This window comes from Streptomyces sp. TN58, assembly GCF_001941845.1.
Classification (GTDB): Bacteria; Actinomycetota; Actinomycetes; order Streptomycetales; family Streptomycetaceae; genus Streptomyces.
In genome coordinates this window covers 4402982-4419966 of sequence record NZ_CP018870.1, presented here as the reverse complement: position 1 = coordinate 4419966, position 16985 = coordinate 4402982, and the positions used below count along the sequence as shown (strand labels likewise).

18 protein-coding genes are annotated in these 16985 nt (G+C 72.7%); 2 read left to right on the top strand and 16 right to left on the bottom strand.

From position 1 onward, the window contains the following. Positions 1-7: 7 nt before the first annotated feature. The 4 genes from BSL84_RS20205 to tsaB are packed head-to-tail and all read right to left on the bottom strand — an operon-like array spanning position 8 to position 2631. Positions 8-262 carry a hypothetical protein gene (locus BSL84_RS20205; protein WP_037662602.1) on the bottom strand — a complete coding sequence of 85 codons (255 nt, stop codon included), beginning with the start codon at positions 260-262 and terminating at the stop codon, positions 8-10. A gap of 14 nt (positions 263-276) precedes the next feature. Next, complete coding sequence (gene tsaD, locus BSL84_RS20200) at positions 277-1470, bottom strand: tRNA (adenosine(37)-N6)-threonylcarbamoyltransferase complex transferase subunit TsaD (protein ID WP_075970854.1); 1194 nt, start codon at positions 1468-1470, stop codon at positions 277-279. Continuing rightward, positions 1463-1942 carry a ribosomal protein S18-alanine N-acetyltransferase gene (rimI, locus tag BSL84_RS20195; RefSeq protein ID WP_037662599.1) on the bottom strand — a complete coding sequence of 160 codons (480 nt, stop codon included), beginning with the start codon at positions 1940-1942 and terminating at the stop codon, positions 1463-1465. Before rimI ends, tsaD begins: the two co-directional genes overlap by 8 nt. Before the next feature lie 26 nt (positions 1943-1968). Continuing rightward, positions 1969-2631, bottom strand: a complete 663-nt coding sequence (tsaB, locus tag BSL84_RS20190; protein ID WP_075970853.1) for a tRNA (adenosine(37)-N6)-threonylcarbamoyltransferase complex dimerization subunit type 1 TsaB — start codon at positions 2629-2631, stop codon at positions 1969-1971. Between the two features lie 128 nt (positions 2632-2759). On the opposite strand from tsaB, the gene BSL84_RS20185 reads away from it, so the two are divergent. After that, a complete protein-coding gene (locus BSL84_RS20185; protein WP_075970852.1) occupies positions 2760-3320 on the top strand; it encodes a hypothetical protein in 561 nt (186 codons plus the stop codon). A 100-nt stretch (positions 3321-3420) separates the two neighbouring features. Here BSL84_RS20185 and BSL84_RS35565 read toward each other — a convergent pair whose 3' ends face one another. From BSL84_RS35565 to BSL84_RS20145, 8 genes are all read right to left on the bottom strand, one after another. Beyond that, on the bottom strand, positions 3421-3609 hold the full coding sequence (locus BSL84_RS35565) for a hypothetical protein (RefSeq protein WP_075970851.1): 189 nt from the start codon (positions 3607-3609) through the stop codon (positions 3421-3423). Positions 3610-3730: 121 nt separating this feature from the next. Beyond that, positions 3731-4297: a tRNA (adenosine(37)-N6)-threonylcarbamoyltransferase complex ATPase subunit type 1 TsaE gene (tsaE, locus tag BSL84_RS20175; RefSeq protein ID WP_234308593.1), complete on the bottom strand. Its 567-nt coding sequence runs from the start codon at positions 4295-4297 to the stop codon at positions 3731-3733. After that, complete coding sequence (locus BSL84_RS20170; protein WP_079273249.1) at positions 4248-5507, bottom strand: alpha/beta fold hydrolase; 1260 nt, start codon at positions 5505-5507, stop codon at positions 4248-4250. The genes tsaE and BSL84_RS20170 overlap by 50 nt, the downstream gene beginning before the upstream one ends. Next, complete coding sequence (gene alr / locus BSL84_RS20165) at positions 5452-6588, bottom strand: alanine racemase (protein WP_045324207.1); 1137 nt, start codon at positions 6586-6588, stop codon at positions 5452-5454. The genes BSL84_RS20170 and alr overlap by 56 nt, the downstream gene beginning before the upstream one ends. Before the next feature lie 335 nt (positions 6589-6923). Continuing rightward, positions 6924-8327: a bifunctional ADP-dependent NAD(P)H-hydrate dehydratase/NAD(P)H-hydrate epimerase gene (locus BSL84_RS20160; RefSeq protein WP_075970849.1), complete on the bottom strand. Its 1404-nt coding sequence runs from the start codon at positions 8325-8327 to the stop codon at positions 6924-6926. A gap of 4 nt (positions 8328-8331) precedes the next feature. Further along, the gene (locus tag BSL84_RS20155; RefSeq protein WP_030030567.1) at positions 8332-8700 is read right to left on the bottom strand and encodes a holo-ACP synthase; all 369 of its coding nucleotides are present in this window, start codon (positions 8698-8700) and stop codon (positions 8332-8334) included. A gap of 20 nt (positions 8701-8720) precedes the next feature. Then, positions 8721-10568 (bottom strand): glutamine--fructose-6-phosphate transaminase (isomerizing), encoded by a 1848-nt coding sequence (glmS, locus tag BSL84_RS20150; protein WP_030030568.1) that lies wholly within the window; start codon positions 10566-10568, stop codon positions 8721-8723. A gap of 115 nt (positions 10569-10683) precedes the next feature. Next, entirely contained in the window at positions 10684-11457 is a 774-nt protein-coding gene (locus tag BSL84_RS20145) for a hypothetical protein (protein ID WP_075970848.1), read from the bottom strand. Positions 11458-11720: 263 nt separating this feature from the next. Between BSL84_RS20145 and coaA the strand changes: the two genes are divergently transcribed. Next, a complete protein-coding gene (coaA, locus tag BSL84_RS20140; protein ID WP_030030570.1) occupies positions 11721-12770 on the top strand; it encodes a type I pantothenate kinase in 1050 nt (349 codons plus the stop codon). A 181-nt stretch (positions 12771-12951) separates the two neighbouring features. Here coaA and glmM read toward each other — a convergent pair whose 3' ends face one another. The 4 genes from glmM to BSL84_RS20120 form a co-directional block, all read right to left on the bottom strand. Continuing rightward, positions 12952-14310 (bottom strand): phosphoglucosamine mutase, encoded by a 1359-nt coding sequence (gene glmM / locus BSL84_RS20135; protein ID WP_075970847.1) that lies wholly within the window; start codon positions 14308-14310, stop codon positions 12952-12954. 135 nt (positions 14311-14445) lie between these two features. Next, positions 14446-14961 (bottom strand): 30S ribosomal protein S9, encoded by a 516-nt coding sequence (gene rpsI / locus BSL84_RS20130; RefSeq protein ID WP_030031261.1) that lies wholly within the window; start codon positions 14959-14961, stop codon positions 14446-14448. 42 nt (positions 14962-15003) lie between these two features. Further along, the gene (gene rplM, locus BSL84_RS20125) at positions 15004-15447 is read right to left on the bottom strand and encodes a 50S ribosomal protein L13 (RefSeq protein ID WP_030031260.1); all 444 of its coding nucleotides are present in this window, start codon (positions 15445-15447) and stop codon (positions 15004-15006) included. A 242-nt stretch (positions 15448-15689) separates the two neighbouring features. Next, positions 15690-16973, bottom strand: coding sequence for a glycosyltransferase 87 family protein (locus tag BSL84_RS20120; RefSeq protein WP_075970846.1), 1284 nt, complete (start codon positions 16971-16973; stop codon positions 15690-15692). Positions 16974-16985: the final 12 nt, after the last annotated feature.

Genomic DNA, 16985 nt, shown 5'->3' with positions numbered 1-16985 from the left:
GGCCGGGTCAGGCCCCGTCGGCCTCCACCGACTCGAAGCGCCAGCGGTGGACGGCGCGCGTGATCAGGTCGGCGGCCGGCTCGGGCAGTTCGGGCAGGTCCGCCGCGAGGCCTTCGGCCGCTTCCCACCAGGTCATCACGAGCACCCGGTCCTGCGGTGCCCGCAGCACCTCGCGGCGCACCGGATCCCGGGCCAGGATCTGGGCCCGGGCCCATTCGAGCAGCTCGTTGCCCCGGCCGGTCGCGGCCCGGGCCTCCCACATCAGGACGACGGTGCTCACGAGTACAGGTTGTCCTTGCTCAGCTCGTGCACGTGGTCGTGGCCGTGGCCGTGGCCGTGGCCGTGGCCGTGGCCGTGGCCGTGCGAGTGCCCGTGCGAGGAGCCGTGCGAGTGCCCGTTCTCGTGCTCGTGGTCCTGTGTGTGGGACGTTCCCGGCACGTGCGGGTCCGTGACCGGCAGCGAGGAGTCCGCCGAGAGGTCCCAGTCCGAGGCCGGCCGGTTGCGCCTGACCATCTCCGCGCCCAGTGCGGCCACCATCGCGCCGTTGTCCGTGCACAGCTTGGGCCGCGGCACGCGCAGGATGATCCCCGCGGCGTCGCAGCGCTCCTGGGCGAGCGAGCGGAGCCGGGAGTTGGCCGCCACACCGCCACCGATCATCAGGTGGTCGACGCCCTCGTCCTTGCACGCCCGGATCGCCTTGCGCGTCAGGACGTCCACCACGGCTTCCTGGAAGGAAGCCGCCACGTCGCGCACCGGCACGTCCTCGCCGGCGTTCCGCTTCGCCTCGATCCAGCGGGCGACGGCCGTCTTCAGGCCGGAGAAGGAGAAGTCGTACGCGGGGTCGCGCGAGCCCGTCAGGCCGCGTGGGAAGTTGATCGCCTTCGGGTCGCCCTCCTTGGCGAGCCGGTCGATGACCGGGCCGCCGGGGAAGCCGAGCTGCAGCACGCGCGCGATCTTGTCGAAGGCCTCGCCCGCGGCGTCGTCGATGGTCGCGCCGAGCGGCCGTACGTCGGAGGTGATGTCGGGCGCCAGGAGCAGCGAGGAGTGTCCGCCGGACACCAGGAGCGCCATCGTCGGCTCGGGCAGCGGGCCGTGCTCCAGCTGGTCCACGCAGATGTGGGAGGCCAGGTGGTTGACGCCGTACAGGGGCTTGCCGAGGGCGTACGCGTAGGCCTTGGCGGCCGAGGTGCCCACGAGCAGCGCCCCGGCGAGGCCGGGTCCGGCGGTGACCGCGATGCCGTCGAGGTCGCGGGCGCTGACGCCGGCCTCCTTCAGTGCGCGCTCGATGGTGGGGACCATGGCCTCCAGGTGGGCCCGCGAGGCGACCTCGGGCACGACTCCGCCGAAGCGGGCGTGCTCGTCGACGCTCGACGCGACCGCGTCCGCGAGGAGGGTGGTGCCGCGGACGACGCCGACACCGGTCTCGTCGCAGGAGGTCTCGATGCCGAGGACGAGCGGTTCGTCAGCCATTGCTCTCACTGCTCTCAGTTCGTGCTTGTGCGGGGTCGGTCAGTCTCATGACGAGCGCGTCGACGTTGCCCGGCTGGTAGTAGCCGCGCCGGAAGCCGATGGGCTCGAACCCGAAGCGCTCGTAGAGCTTCTGGGCGCGGGTGTTGTCCACGCGCACCTCCAGCAGCACTTCGGCGCACTCGAACGCGGTGGCGGCGCGCAGCAGTTCGGTCAGGAGCCGGGCGCCGAGGCCGGTCCCCCACTGGTCGCGGGCGGCCGCGATGGTCTGTACGTCGGCCAGGTCACCGGCGGCGGCCAGTCCGGCGTAGCCGACGAGGCGGCCGTCGGCCGTCTCGGCGACGACGTAGCGGCGGGTGGCCCGCGGGCCGCGCGCGTGGGCCAGTTCGGACCAGAACATGCCGGCGGACCAGGCGTCCTCGGGGAAGAGGTCGTGTTCCAGTTCGAGCACCGGTGCGATGTCCCACCAGCGCATCTCGCGCAGAACCGTCTCGGCCACGGTCACTGCGGGGTGACCACCTTGTAGTTCTTGGGCACCTGCGCGTCGGGGCGGCGCAGGTAGAGCGGGGTGGGAGGCAGGAACTCCGCGCCGGCTGCGAGGCGTTCCGCGGCCAGGGAGGCCAGCGCGGCGGCCGACTGGTGCTCGGGGCCGCGCGCGTCCGGGAACACCTCGGGGTACAGGAGGGCGCCCTGTCCGACCGCGGGCATTCCGGCGACCTGCTCCGCGATCTCGGCCGGGCGGTCCACGGCGGGCTCGCCGACGCGGGTGCGGGGGTCCTCGTAGCGTGCCCAGTAGACCTCCTTGCGCCGCGCGTCGGTGGCGACGGTGAAGGGGCCCTCGATCCCGGCGGCGCCCGCGGCGTAGGCGAGTCCGTCGAGGGTGCACAGTCCGTGGACGGGCACCCCCAGTACGGCGGCGAACGTGGAGGCGGTGACGAGGCCGACGCGCAGTCCGGTGTAGGGGCCGGGGCCGACGCCGACGACGATGCCGGTGACGGCGTCGAGCTTCAGCCCGGCCTCGGCGAGGATCCGGTCCACGGAGGGGATGAGCAGCTCCCCGTGGCGGCGGGCGTCGACCTGGCCGGACTCGGCGAGGACGGAATCGCCGTCGTGCAGGGCGACGGTGACGGCGGGCGTGGCGGTATCTACTGCGAGCAAGAGCACGCGAACAGCCTACGACTCCGGTGGCCGCGCCCCTTGCGCCCGGTCGTGGAGCGGGGCGGCTGCTACCTTTCGACCGAGGGATCACCAGCGATCACAGGGATCACGTCAGCGCGGAGAGGTGGAGCAAGGTGGCACGCAGCAGCTCGGGAATCGTGGCCGGGCTCACCGCCGCGGCGATCGCCGCCGTCGGCTTCCTCGGCTACCAGGCCTCCGCGACGGCGCCGGCGCACCCCCCGGCGGCGGCCGCGCAGGAGCCGGCGCCGGCCGCGAGCCCCGCGGCCGCGGGCAAGGTGGATCCGGCGAAGCCGGTGCCCGTGCCGGAAGGTTCCGGCACCGGTGTGCGCGTCGTGTACTCGCTGGGTCAGAAGCGGGTGTGGCTGGTGGGGGACGCCGGGCAGCCGACGAGGTCGTTCACGGTGATGCCGAGCACGGTGCACCCGAAGCCGGGCACCTACCTCGTCGGTTCGCGTTCGGGCGCGGTCACCGGCTCGGACGGGGTGCCGATCGAGCACGTGGTCCGGTTCGCCACCGCCGAGGGCGTCGCGGTCGGTTTCAGCGCCCGCGTGGACGGCTCGACCCCGGAGCCCGACCGGAACAAGAAGACCGGCGGCATCCGGATGGCGCGCGCCGACGGCGACGCGATGTGGGCGTTCGCGACGATCAATTCCAAGATCGTCGTCATTCCCTGACGGGCCGCCGCTGCTTCACCCGTACGGGCGACCCGCAAGAGCGCGCTCGTACGGTAGGGGCGCGATGAGCCCCCCGCCCTCTCGGGCTTCGCAGGCCCTTTCAGGCCGCTTCGGACTCCGGAGCGGCCTGTTCGCGTACGCCGCCCTCGGGCCCGTCCTCACGCCGGGGGCGCTCCTCGCGCGCGGGCGGCGTCGAGACGGCGCTGGCGGCCATGCCGGCGGCCAGCAGCGCGTGCATGGAGACGGTGGACGGGCGGGGGTGGCGCTGTGCTCCTGCTGGTGCCGACATGGCTGCCTCCTGGACCCCGGGACACCGTACTTAGGCATACCTAAGAAACTCTCGGTACCATGTCATCACGAGCGCTGCCGCCGACGCAATATCTTGCCGACGAGTTGTCGGTACGCCGCTCCTACTCCGAGAGCGCCCCGGCCAGGGCCTCCAGCCCCGCTCCCGCTCCCCAGCGCTCCCCGACCCCGCGCACGGACACCTCGCGGACGTCGTCCAGGACCTCCTCGTGGCCGACGGCCCGCGCGATCACCACGTGCAGCCGGTCGTCGGAGAGCTCCTCGACCTTGCCGTCGCCCCACTCGACGACGACCACGGACTCGGGCAGCGAGACGTCGAGGTCCAGGTCCTCCATCTCGTCCAGCCCGCCGCCCAGCCGGTACGCGTCCACGTGCACCAGCGCCGGCCCGCCGGTCAGCGAGGGGTGCACCCGGGCGATCACGAAGGTCGGCGAGGTCACGGCCCCGCGCACGCCCAGGCCCTCGCCCAGGCCGCGGGTCAGCGTGGTCTTGCCCGCGCCCAGCTCGCCGGTCAGCAGGACGAGGTCGCCGGGGCGCAGCAGGCCGGCGATACGGCGGCCCAGCTCCTGCATCGCGTGGGGGGAGTCGACGGTGATCCGGGTCTGTGCGCCGTGCCCGGACTCAGCTGCCGGTGCCTGGCTGCGCTGTGCTTCCAGCGGTACTTCTTCCATGCGTGCCAACGTTAGCCGCTACCGGGACCGGCACCGTCCCGGTGCGGGCCAGCAGCTCGGTGAGCAGCCGCGTCACCGTCTCGGGGCGCTCCAGCATCATCAGGTGCCCGGTGGACTCCAGGACGACCAGCTCGGCGGCCGGCAGCACGTCCTTGATGGCGACGCTGTGCCCCGGCGGGGTGATCATGTCCTTGTCCCCGGCGACGACGGTGACCGGGATGCCGGCGAACTGCTGGAGCGCCGCGGTCTTGTCGTGGGTCTGGAAGGCCGGGTAGAACTCGGCGACGACGTCGATCGGCGTGGCCTCGATGAGCCGCTCCGCGAAGCGCGCGACGCCCGGGTCCACGTCCCGGGAGCCGAACGAGTACATCTTGATCATGCCGGCGAAGAGGTCCGCGGTGGCCCGGCGGCCCTTCTCCACCAGTTCCACCTGCGAACCCAGGGCCCTCAGCACGCCCGGCAGGATCCTGCGCACGGCGCCCATGCCGGCGGCGGGAAGCCCGTAGGTCACCTCGTCGAGGCGGCCGCTGGAAGTGCCGACCAGGGCCACGCCGACGACCCGCTCGCGCACCAGGTCGGGGTACTGCTCGGCGAATCCCATGATGGTCATTCCGCCCATCGAGTGACCCACCAGGATCAGCGGGCCCTCGGGGGCCGCGGCGTCGACGACGGCCTTCAGGTCCCGGCCGAGCTGCTCCATGGTCAGCGGCTCGCCGTCGGCCTGGGCCAGGCCGCGCGCGCTGCGCCCGTGGCTGCGCTGGTCCCAGTAGACGGAGCGGACCACCCCGCGCAGGGCCGCGCGCTGGAAGTGCCAGGAGTCCTGGGCGAGGCAGTAGCCGTGGCAGAAGACGACGGTGGCCGGTGCGTCGGCCTTGCGGCGCAGCCGGCGCCGCTTGCCGTCCTCGGGGAGTTCGTCGACCTCGTAGTACAGCTCGGTGGCGTCCTCGGCCCGGCAGGTGCCCTCGGTGCCGCGCAGGGAGCCGTAGTCCCCCGCGGCGTCGAGGGCCAGGCGGGCCTTGCGGCGCATGCCGCGTCCGACGGTGATCCGCTCGACCGCCACACCGGCCGCCGCGCCCGCCGCTATCACGCCGATGGCGGCGCCGGCCCAGCCGGCCCTGCGCCAGTTCTCGCTCACGCCGCCGTCCTCACTCCGCTCAGCCGCCCAGGTACACCCGGGGCACGCGTCCACCGATACGGGTGACGATCTCATACGCGATCGTGTGCGCGGCCTGAGCCCAGTCCTCGGCGGAGGGTTCACCGCGCTCCGCGTCCCCGAAGATGACGACCTCGTCACCGGCGCGGGCCCGGTCCCCGTCCAGGTCGACCACGAACTGGTCCATGGCGACGCGGCCGGCGACGCGGCGGATCCTGCCGCCGACCAGGACCGGCCCGGCGCCCGAGGCGTGGCGCGGGATGCCGTCGGCGTAGCCGGCCGGGACCAGCGCGAGGGTCGTCTCGCCGCCGGTGACGTAGTGGTGGCCGTAGCTGACCCCGTGCCCGGCGGGCACCGTCTTGACCAGGGCCAGGGAGGCCTTGAGGGTCATGGCGGGCCGCAGGCCGAGCTGGGCGGGGGTCCCGATCTCGGGCGCGGGCGAGACGCCGTAGACGGCGAGGCCGGGGCGCACCAGGTCGAAGTGCGACTCGGGGAGGGTGAGGGTGGCGGGCGAGTTGGCCATGTGCCGGACCTCGGGGTCGATGCCCTCCTTCTCCGCGTACGCGAGCATCTCGCGGAAGGCGTCGAGCTGGAGCCGGATCGAGGGATGGCCGGGCTCGTCGGCGCAGGCGAAGTGCGACCAGACGCCGGTGACCTTGACGGTGCCCTCGGCCTCGGCGGAGACGGCCGCGCCGACCAGTTCCTCCCAGTCGGCGGGCTGGCAGCCGTTACGGCCGAGGCCGGTGTCGGCCTTGAGCTGGACGCGGGCGGTGCGGCCGGCCGCGCGGGCGGCGTCGCGCACCTCGTCGAGGGCCCACATCCCGCTGACGGAGACGTCCAGGCCGGCCTCGACGGCCTCGCGCCAGGGGCCGCCGGGGGTCCAGAGCCAGCACATGATCGGGCCTTCGAGCCCGGCCGCGCGCAGCGCGAGGGCCTCCTCGGGGGTGGCGGTCCCGAGCCAGGTGGCGCCGGCCTGCCGGGCGGCCGTCGCGCACTGCACCGCGCCGTGTCCGTAGGCGTTCGCCTTGACGACGGCCATCAGCTCGGACCGGGGTGCCCGCTCGCGCAGTGCGCGCACGTTGTCCCGTACGGCGCCAAGATCGATCTCGGCGTACACGCGCGTCGGTGTCTCGTTCATCGCCCACAGTCTCTCAGAATCCGCGCCGGGCCCGGGTGCGGGTCGCCGCTGCGCGGGGCCTTTCTCCCCGCCCCGCCCTTTCTCCGTTTCCCGGGCGCTGCCCGGACCCGCGCCTCAAACGCCGGCGAGGCTGAAACCCCGACCCCGCCGGCGCTTGAGGCGCGGGGTGCGGGGCGGAGCCCCGACACACCCAGCCCCGCCGGCGCTTGAGGCGCGGGGTGCGGGCAGCGCCCGGAAAAACAGCTCCGCCGGGCTGGATCAGCCCCGCCGGCGTTTGAGGCGCGGGTCCGGGCAGAGCCCGGCACACCCAGCTCCGCCGGCGATTGAGGCGGGGGTCAGGGGTGGGTGGTGTCCTGCCAGGCGGCGGGGAGGGCTTCGGCCAGGGCGTGGGCCAGGAGGGGGCCGCCCGTGCGGCGGGCCGCGAGGCCGTGCAGGTACGCCGCCACCGAGCCGGCGTCCGCCGCGGACAGGCCGGCCGCCAGAAGGGAGCCGGCCAGTCCGGACAGGACGTCCCCGCTGCCCGCGGTGGCCAGCCACGGCGTGCCCGTCGGGTTGACCCGGACCGGCCGGCCCCCCGCGGAGGCGACCAGCGTCGTGGAGCCCTTCAGCAGGACCGTCGCCCCGTACCGCTCCGCCAGCCGCCGTACGGCCGCCAGCCGGCCGGCCTCCACCGCCTCCCGCGCCACCCCCAGCAGCGCCGCGGCCTCCCCCGCGTGCGGGGTCAGCAGGGTCGGGGCCGTCCGCGCGCGCAGCACCTGCGGGTCCAGGCCGCGCAGCCCGTCCGCGTCGACGAGTACCGCCGCGTCCCCCGCGAGGACGTCCGCGACCTCACCGGCGCGCCCCTCGCCCAGCCCCGGGCCGATCACCCACGCCTGCACCCGGCCCGGCCCGATCAGCGTCTCCGGGTAGCGGGCCAGGACGGCGTCCGCGGCCGGGCCGACGTAGCGGACCGCTCCCGCGCCGCCGCGCAGGGCTCCCGCGACAGCCAGCACGGCCGCTCCCGGGTACTGCGCCGATCCGGCGACGATGCCGACGACGCCGCGCCGGTACTTGTCGCTCGACGCCGTCGGCTCCGGCAGCAGCTCTGCCACGTCCGCGTGCTGCAGGGCCTCCAGCTCCGGCTCCGGCAGCTCCAGCCCGATGTCCACCAGGTGCACCGCGCCCGCGCGGGAGGCACCGGGGTCGATCAGCAGCCCCGGCTTGTACGCCCCGAACGTCACGGTCACCTCGGCGGTGACGGCGGGCCCGGCGACCTCCCCGGTGTCGGCGTCCACCCCGCTGGGCAGGTCCACCGCGACCACGGGGACCCCGGGCGGGATCCGCTCCACCAGTGCGGCGCCCGCGGGCCGTAGCCCGCCCCGGCCGCCGATGCCGAGCAGTCCGTCCACCACCAGGTCCGCGCGCTGCGGTACGGCCTGCTCCACCCGGCCGCCGGCCGCCCGCAGGGCGGCCAGCCCGCCGGTGTGCATCCGTTCGGGGTCCATCGGCACGGCCGTCACCCCGGCGCCGCGCCGGGCCAGCCGCGCGCCGGCGTACAGGGCGTCGCCGCCGTTGTCGCCGGGCCCGACGAGCAGCACGACCCGGGCGCCGTAGACCCGGCCGCGCCGCCGTGCCAGGAGTCCCGCGCAGGCGGCGGCCAGTCCGGCCGCCGCCCGCTGCATCAGGGTGCCTTCCGGCAGCCGGGCCATCAGCTCCCGCTCGGCGGCCCGTACGGTGTCCACGCTGTAGGCAGTACGCATGGCATCAACCCTCGGCGATCACCACGGCGGAGGCCACACCGGCGTCGTGGCTCAGCGAGATGTGCCAGGACTTCACGCCCAGCGCCAGCGCCCGCGCCTGTACCGTCCCCGACACGCGCAGCCGCGGCTGCCCGCTGTCCTCCACGTAGACCTCGGCGTCGGTCCACAGCAGCCCGGCCGGCGCGCCGAGCGCCTTGGCCAGCGCCTCCTTGGCGGCGAACCGGGCGGCGAGCGAGGCGGTACCGCGCCGCTCGCCGCTCGGGAGCATCAGCTCAGCCTCGACGAACAGCCGCCCGGCGAGTCCCGGCGTGCGCTCCAGCGCCGCGCCGAACCGTTCGATCTCCGCCACATCGATCCCGACGCCGACGATCACTTGGCCCACCCCACTACCGGCTACTCCACTGTCACGGACTTTGCGAGGTTACGCGGCTGGTCCACCTCGTTGCCGCGGGCCGTGGCCAGTTCGCAGGCAAACACCTGCAACGGCACCGTCGCCACCAGGGGCTGGAGCAGCGTCGGCGTGGCTGGGATGCGGATCAGGTGGTCGGCGTAGGGGACGACCGCCTCGTCGCCCTCCTCCGCGATCACGATGGTCCGGGCCCCGCGCGCCCGGATCTCCTGGATGTTCGAGACGATCTTGTCGTGGAGCACCGACCGGCCGCGCGGCGACGGGACGACCACGACCACCGGCAGGTCCTTGTCGATGAGCGCGATCGGCCCGTGCTTGAGCTCGCCCGCCGCGAAGCCCTCGGCGTGCATGTACGCCAGCTCCTTGAGCTTGAGGGCGCCTTCCAACGCCACCGGGTAGCCCACGTGGCGTCCGAGGAAGAGGACGGTGTCCTTCTCGGCGAGGGAGCGGGCGAGTTCGCGCACGGGCTCCATGGTCTCCAGGACGGTGTCCACGGCCGCGGCGATGTCCGACAGCTCGCGGATCACCGCCTGGATCTCGTCACCCCACTTGGTGCCGCGGACCTGCCCGAGGTACAGGGCGACCAGGTAGCAGGCCACCAGCTGTGTCAGGAAGGCCTTGGTGGAGGCGACGGCGACCTCCGGGCCGGCGTGCGTGTAGAGCACGGCGTCCGATTCGCGCGGGATCGTCGACCCGTTCGTATTGCAGATGGCCAGCACCTTGGCGCCCTGCTCGCGTGCGTGGCGCAGCGCCATCAGGGTGTCCATGGTCTCGCCTGACTGCGAGATCGCGACCACCAGCGTCCGCTGGTCCAGGATCGGGTCGCGGTAGCGGAACTCGCTCGCCAGCTCCGTCTCGCACGGGATGCGGGTCCAGTGCTCGATGGCCAGCTTCGCGATCATGCCCGCGTGGTAGGCCGTGCCGCAGGCCACGATCACGACCTTGTCGACCTCCCTGAGCACCGAGACGGGAATGCGCACCTCGTCCAGGGTCAGCGAGCCGCTCGCGTCGATCCTGCCCAGGAGGGTGTCGGCGACAGCCTTCGGCTGCTCGGCGATCTCCTTGAGCATGAAGTAGTCATATCCCCCCTTCTCGGCCGCCGAGGCGTCCCAGTCCACGTGGTACGCCCGCACGGTGGCGGGCGTGCCGTCGAAGTTGGTCACCGTGACCCCTTCGCGGCGGAGTTCGACGACCTGGTCCTGCCCCAGCTCGATCGCGGACCGCGTGTGGGCGATGAACGCGGCCACGTCCGAGGCGAGGAAGTTCTCTCCCTCTCCAACGCCCACCACGAGGGGCGAGTTCCGGCGGGCGCCGACCACCACGTCCGGCTCGTCGGCGTGCACGGCCACCAGGGTGAAGGCGCCTTCCAGCCGGCGGCACACCTGCCGCATCGCCTCGGGGAGGTCGCCGGCGGCCGAGAACTGCTCGGCCAGCAGGTGCGCCACGACCTCGGTGTCCGTCTCGGACTCCAGCCGGTGCCCGCGCTCGGCGAGCTCCTCCCGCAGCGCGGCGAAGTTCTCGATGATGCCGTTGTGCACGACGGCCACACGACCCGAATTGTCCAGGTGCGGGTGGGCGTTGGCGTCGGTGGGCCCGCCGTGCGTCGCCCACCGGGTGTGCCCGAGTCCCGTGGAACCGGCCGGCAGCGGGTGCGCGACCAGTTCCTTCTCCAGATTGACGAGCTTGCCGGCCTTCTTGGCGGCGGCCATGCTGCCGTCGGCGAGTACGGCGACCCCTGCCGAGTCGTAGCCGCGGTACTCCAGTCGCTTGAGCCCGGCGATGACCACATCGAGCGCAGACTGCGCTCCCACGTAACCCACAATTCCGCACATAGGCCGCAGCGTACGCCGTAGTTGGCCGTCTGCCCCGTACCTGAACACGCCGAAAACCCCGCCCCGGCGGTGCTGCCGGAGCGGGGTCGGGGTGCGGGGCCGGGCGCGGCCGCGGTCAGCCGAGCTTCTTGGCCTGGGCGTCGATGACGTCCTTGGGGAGCGCGGGCTTGCCGCCGAGGTTCTGCACCGAGAACGTGGCGAGGGTGTTGCCCTTGCGGACCATGACCAGCTGGGCGGCCATCGGGGCTTCGGCGTCGCCGAAGTCCGCGATGAGGGAGACGGCCTCGTCGCCGGCCGTGACGGCGTCACCCGGCGTCACCTTGTTGACCTTCACGGTCTCGCCGTCCTGCGTCATCGTGTAGCCGCCGGCGCAGGCGGTGCCGGCCTTCTTGAAGCCGGCGAACGCCTCCTCGGCGCCCTTGCCGTCGTAGGAGGTCAGCGTCACGGCGGTGCCGGTGGCGCCGGTGAGCATCTCCAGGCCGGCCTTCAGCTTGTCGGCCTCCGAGGCGCCGGGGTCGGCGGCCTTGCCGGAGGTGCCGCCGACCTGGGTACGGGCCACACCGGTGGAGGTGCCCTGGGGCGCCATCGAGGCGGCCTGGACGAGCGGCTTGCAGTCGGCCTTGTCTGTGGTGGCCGTCAGCGCGGCGAGCTGGGCCGCGGTGGGCGCCTTGACGACGGAGTCCTTGGGGGCGTCGGCCTGCGTCAGCAGGAGGGCCTCCAGCTCGGCGGCCGTCTTGCCCTTGGCCGCGGCGGGGGCGGAGGAGGACGCCTCGGACGGCTTGGCATCGGCCTTCGTGTCGGTCTTGTCGGAGCCGCAGGCGGTGGCCAGCAGGGCCAGCGAGACGGCGGACGCGGACAGGACGGAACGACGGATCAGGGTGGTGCGCACGGAAGATCTCCCCCATTGGGTGAAGCGGTGACGATCGGAACGGCTCGCACGGCGCCCCCTCCCCAGGGGCTCGCCGGAACCTCGGTGATCAAAGGTACGTGCCCCCGCTGACATGCACGCGCTCAAATACGCCGTTCCTGGCCGATCGTGACCGGGGCGAGACCCCGCGCCCCCCGAATCGAGACGGATGCCGCTCCCCGTCCCTTTGGTCACGTGACCGACCCCACCACCCACAACCGCCCCCGAGCCCCGACAATGGCGGTGTGATCACTTCGCCGCCACGAAGCAGCACGCCCGGGGGTGCAACGGAGCACACCGGCCGGGAGGGGCAGTCCCCGCGCACCGCGCAGCGCCGCGGGCCCGAGGCCTCGCCGTACGTCGACCTCACCCGGGCCGAGTGGAGCGCCCTGCGCGAGCGGACGCCGCTGCCGCTCACCGCCGACGAGGTGGAGCGCCTGCGCGGCCTCGGCGACGTCATCGATCTCGACGAGGTCCGCGACGTGTACCTGCCGCTCTCGCGCCTGCTGAACCTCTACGTCGGCGCCACCAGCAACCTCCGGGGCACCCTCAACACCTTCCTCGGCGACGCCGGCAACGGCCACGGCGCGCAGGCGGGCACCCCCTTCGTCATAGGTGTGGCCGGATCCGTCGCCGTCGGCAAGTCCACCGTGGCCCGCCTGCTCCAGGCGCTGCTCGCCCGCTGGCCGGAGCACCCGCGGGTGGAGCTGGTCACCACCGACGGCTTCCTGTACCCGATGAAGGAGCTCCAGCGCCGCGGGCTCACCTCCCGCAAGGGCTTCCCCGAGTCCTACGACCGCCGCGCGCTCACCCGCTTCGTCGCCGACATCAAGGCCGGCAAGGACGAGGTGCGGGCCCCGGTGTACTCGCACCTGATCTACGACATCGTGCCGGGTGAGGAGCTCGTCGTACGCCGCCCGGACATCCTCATCGTCGAGGGTCTCAACGTGCTCCAGCCGGCGCTCCCCGGCACCGACGGCCGGACCCGCGTCGCGCTCGCCGACTACTTCGACTTCAGCGTGTACGTCGACGCCCGGCCCGAGGACATCGAGCGCTGGTACCTCAACCGCTTCCGCAAGCTGCGCGAGACCGCCTTCCAGAACCCGTTCTCGTACTTCCGCAAGTACACGCAGGTCTCCGAGGAGGAGGCCATGGAGTACGCGCAGACGATGTGGCGGACGATCAACAGGCCCAACCTGCTGGAGAACGTGGCGCCCACCCGCGGCCGGGCCACCCTCGTCGTCCGCAAGGGACCGGACCACAAGGTGCAGAAGCTGAGCCTGCGCAAGCTCTAGGGCCTGTATCGAGTTGCCCCGCGGCGTCGCGACGCCCGGCACGCACCCTCCTTGCTCCACGGGGCAACTCGATACAGACCCTAGCTCTCCGGCAACAGCCCCGACACAGCGGTGGCGCACCCGCCGGAACCGGATGATCCGGACAACGGGTGCGCCACGCAGACCCAGGGGCAGCCGACGGCTAGCCGAGCGCCGACTTCACGACGTCCGCGAGCCGGCCGGCGACCGCGCGGGCCTGCTCGATGTCGGCGGCCTCGACCATCACCCGTACGAGCGGCTCCGTGCCGGACGAGCGCAGCAGCACCCGGCCGGCGGTGCCGAGCTCGCGCTCGGCGTCGGTCACCGCGGCCGCCAGCTCGGCCGAGGTCGTCACCCGGGACTTGTCCACGTCGGGGACGTTGATCAGGACCTGCGGCAGCCGCTGCATGACGCCCGCCAGCTCGGCCAGCGACTTGCCGGTGGCCGCGACGCGGGCCGCCAGCAGCAGCCCGGTCAGCGTGCCGTCGCCGGTGGTCGCGTGGTCGAGGATGATCACGTGGCCGGACTGCTCGCCGCCGAGCGCGTAGCCGTGCTCCTTCATGGACTCCAGCACGTACCGGTCGCCGACGCCGGTCTGCACGACCTGGATGCCTTCGCCCTCCATGGCCAGCTTGAAGCCCAGGTTGGACATGACGGTCCCGACCACGGTGTTCTCGCGCAGCTGGCCGGCCTCGCGCATGGCCAGCGCCAGCACCGCGAGGATCTGGTCGCCGTCGACCTCTGCGCCGGTGCCGTCCACGGCCAGGCAGCGGTCCGCGTCGCCGTCGTGCGCGATGCCGAAGTCGGCCCCGTGCTCGACCACGGCCGCCTTCAGCAGGCCGAGATGGGTGGAGCCGCAGCCGTCGTTGATGTTCAGGCCGTCCGGCTCGGCACCGATCGTGACGATCTCCGCGCCGGCCCGGGCGAACGCCTCGGGCGAGACGTAGGCGGCGGCGCCGTGCGCCTCGTCGAGGACGACCTTCAGGCCGTCCAGGCGGTTGGGCAGGATGCCGATGAGGTGGGAGACGTACTTCTCGAAGCCCTCGGTGTAGTCCGAGACGCGGCCGACACCGGAGCCGGTGGGCCGGTCCCAGGGGGCGCCGGTGCGGTGCTCCTCGTAGGTCGACTCGATACGGTCCTCCAGCTCGTCGGCGAGCTTGTGGCCGCCGCGGGCGAAGAACTTGATGCCGTTGTCGGGCATGGCGTTGTGGCTGGCGGAGAGCATCACGCCGAGGTCGGCACCCAGCGCACCGGTGAGATACGCCACCGCCGGGGTGGGCAGCACACCGACGCGCAGGACGTCCACGCCCGCGCTCGCGAGGCCGGCCACGACCGCGGCCTCAAGGAACTCGCCGGAGGCCCGGGGGTCCCGGCCGACCACGGCGGTCGCCCGGTGGCCTTCAAAGGTGCCCGCCTCGGCCAGTACGTGGGCAGCTGCCACGGAGAGGCCGAGCGCGAGCTCCGCCGTCAGATCCGCGTTGGCGACGCCGCGTACACCGTCCGTCCCGAAGAGTCGTCCCACTGTTGTCCTCCCGAGTTTGCGCTTCGCGTGTGACCGCTTGTGTCAGGTATGTGCCGCTTGTGGCGGTAAACGAACCGCCCCGGCAGCACAAAGAGTGCTGCCGGGGCGGTTTCGTTGCAGAACAGCAGGCGCAGATTAACGCTTGCTGTACTGCGGAGCCTTACGGGCCTTCTTGAGACCGGCCTTCTTGCGCTCGACCGCACGGTCGTCGCGGGAGAGGAAGCCGGCCTTCTTCAGCGCCGGGCGGTTGTTGTCCACGTCCGCCTCGTTCAGCGCGCGGGCCACGCCGAGGCGCAGGGCGCCGGCCTGACCGGAGACGCCGCCACCCGAGATGCGGGCGATGACGTCGTAGCGGCCGTCGAGCTCCAGGAGCTTGAAGGGCTCGTTGACTTCCTGCTGGTGCACCTTGTTGGGGAAGTAGTCCTCAAGGGTGCGACCGTTGATCTTCCACTTGCCGGTGCCCGGGACGATCCGGACGCGGGCGATGGCGTTCTTGCGACGGCCCAGGCCGGCGGCCGGCTGGGGGTCGCCGAAGCGACCGGCAAGGGACTCGGAGGTGTAGTCGCCCTCGACGGCGACGTCCGACTCGGTGGTGTACTCCTCGACGCCCTCGAACTCGTCGACGGGGGTCTCGGCGGTGGTCTCGGCCACGATGCTCCTCAGAATTCTCTGTGTCTTAGGGGGTGGCCGGAACTACTGCGCGACCTGGGTGATCTCGAACGGCACCGGCTGCTGGGCAGCGTGGGGGTGCTGGTCGCCCGAGTAGACCTTCAGCTTCGAGAGCATCTGACGGCCCAGGGTGTTCTTGGGGAGCATGCCCTTGACGGCCTTCTCGACGGCCTTCTCCGGGTTGTTCGCCAGGAGGTCGTCGTAGCGCACGGCGCGCAGACCGCCCGGGAAACCGGAGTGGCGGTACGCCATCTTCTGGGAGGCCTTGTTGCCGGACAGGTGCACCTTGTCGGCGTTGATGATGACGACGAAGTCGCCCATGTCCATGTGGGGCGCATAGGTCGGCTTGTGCTTGCCCTTGAGGAGGGCAGCGGCCTGGGTCGCCAGACGGCCGAGGACGACGTCCTGGGCGTCGATGACGAGCCACTGGCGCGAGATGTCGCCGGGCTTGGGGCTGTACGTACGCACGCGTATGCCTTCGCTTCTTCAGTGGTGGGTCATCCCAGAGGGCACGAAGCCCTGCGGGAAGGGTCCTGACAGGGTCACCACGGACGATCACGACAGCCCTCGTTCACCTCGGGGACGCAACCCGGGTGAACGGCCACTGCTGGTCATCGGTCCGGTGGACCGGCGTAAGGCCCTTTCACGTGAGAATGAGAAAGCCAATACGCATAACAAACCAGCAGGATACCCAAGCAGACCCGTACGGGTCAAAACGCGGTCCGCGATGCCGATTCTGCTGGCGTCGCGGCGCACTCCGGTTCGGTCCTGGGTGGGGACCCCGCAGTTGTTACGGGCTCCAGAATAACCCGACCGGAGCGCAGCGCACGACGCCCCACCACGATCGCGAGCCCGCACAGGGTCGCGCAGTCCTTGAAGGCACGCCGTTTGCGGTCCAGCTCCGACGGCCACGGGACCAGGGCCAGCTGCGGCGCCAGGGCCACCCAGAACCAGGGCGAACGCACCGCCGAGCCCGGTCTCACGACCGACGCCAGCAGCAGCGGCAGCACCACCAGCAGGTAGTGGTCGAAGGACGGCCGCGACACCAGGAACGCGGCGAGCATCGCCATGCAGGCCGTCTCCACGAGACGCAGCTCACCCCCGTCGCCGTCCTGGTCCGTACGCCGCCACCGCGCCCGGGCCGCCCACAGGCCGGCCGCCGCCCCCGCGAAGGCCACCAGCACCGCCACCGGCTGCGGCACCCCCAGCCGCGGCAGCACCGCGATCGGCGAGGCGTCCCAGGGCAGCGCGTACGCGTCCTGCCCCTGGAGCAGGAACGGCAGGGTCTTGGTGAAGAACAGCGTCGGGCTCGGCATCACCAGCGCCCCGGCCAGCGAGATCCCGAGCGGCACCAGCACCGCCGCGGCCAGCGCCCGCCACCGGCGGGCCAGCAGGAAGAGCAGCCCGATCGGCACCAGCATCGGCTTGCAGGCGATGGCCAGCCCCACCACCAGCCCGGCCCTCCCCCACGACCGCCGGTGCGCGAGCAGCAGCGCCACGGGCAGCGCGGCCGCCGAGACGGCCGTCCAGTTGCCGATCAGCACCAGGTTCACGTACGGCTTGTAGGCGAGGGCGAAGACGGCGAGACCACCGACCGCGAGACGGGAGCGCAGCGGCACGGAGAACAGCCGCAGGGCGGCCAGCCAGCCGACGCCCAGCAGCCCCGACATACCGACCGGCAGGATCCAGCGCAGCACCTCCCGCGGTACCAGCGCCTCCGGCACCGCCATGAGCACGGCGCTGGGCAGGTAGAGGAAGCGCTTGTCCTCGTACGGCGACCCGCCCTCCAGCAGCGTCTGCGCCGCCTTGACGACGAAGGCGTTGTCAGAGCCCCAGTTCGCCCGCAGGCTCGTGGAGACGCAGATCCCGAGGAGCACCGCGAGGGAGGCCGCCTGCCACGACCGGGGAGCCGGCCGCAGCAGCCAGGGGAGGAACCGGTCGCCGGACCTCAGCGCCTCCCACCTCATGAGCCGGATGCCAGGCCTCAGGCCCACGACGCCTCTCCC

Coding starts and splice junctions, on each gene's coding strand:
- alr (WP_045324207.1), bottom strand. CDS start 6,588: ATGAACGAGACACCGACGCGCGTGTACGCCGAGATCGATCTTGGCGCC.
- glmS (WP_030030568.1), bottom strand. CDS start 10,568: ATGTGCGGAATTGTGGGTTACGTGGGAGCGCAGTCTGCGCTCGATGTG.
- BSL84_RS20205 (WP_037662602.1), bottom strand. CDS start 262: ATGTGGGAGGCCCGGGCCGCGACCGGCCGGGGCAACGAGCTGCTCGAA.
- rimI (WP_037662599.1), bottom strand. CDS start 1,942: ATGCGCTGGTGGGACATCGCACCGGTGCTCGAACTGGAACACGACCTC.
- BSL84_RS20160 (WP_075970849.1), bottom strand. CDS start 8,327: ATGCGTACTGCCTACAGCGTGGACACCGTACGGGCCGCCGAGCGGGAG.
- tsaE (WP_234308593.1), bottom strand. CDS start 4,297: ATGGAAGAAGTACCGCTGGAAGCACAGCGCAGCCAGGCACCGGCAGCT.
- tsaD (WP_075970854.1), bottom strand. CDS start 1,470: ATGGCTGACGAACCGCTCGTCCTCGGCATCGAGACCTCCTGCGACGAG.
- BSL84_RS35565 (WP_075970851.1), bottom strand. CDS start 3,609: ATGTCGGCACCAGCAGGAGCACAGCGCCACCCCCGCCCGTCCACCGTC.
- BSL84_RS20170 (WP_079273249.1), bottom strand. CDS start 5,507: ATGAGATCGTCACCCGTATCGGTGGACGCGTGCCCCGGGTGTACCTGG.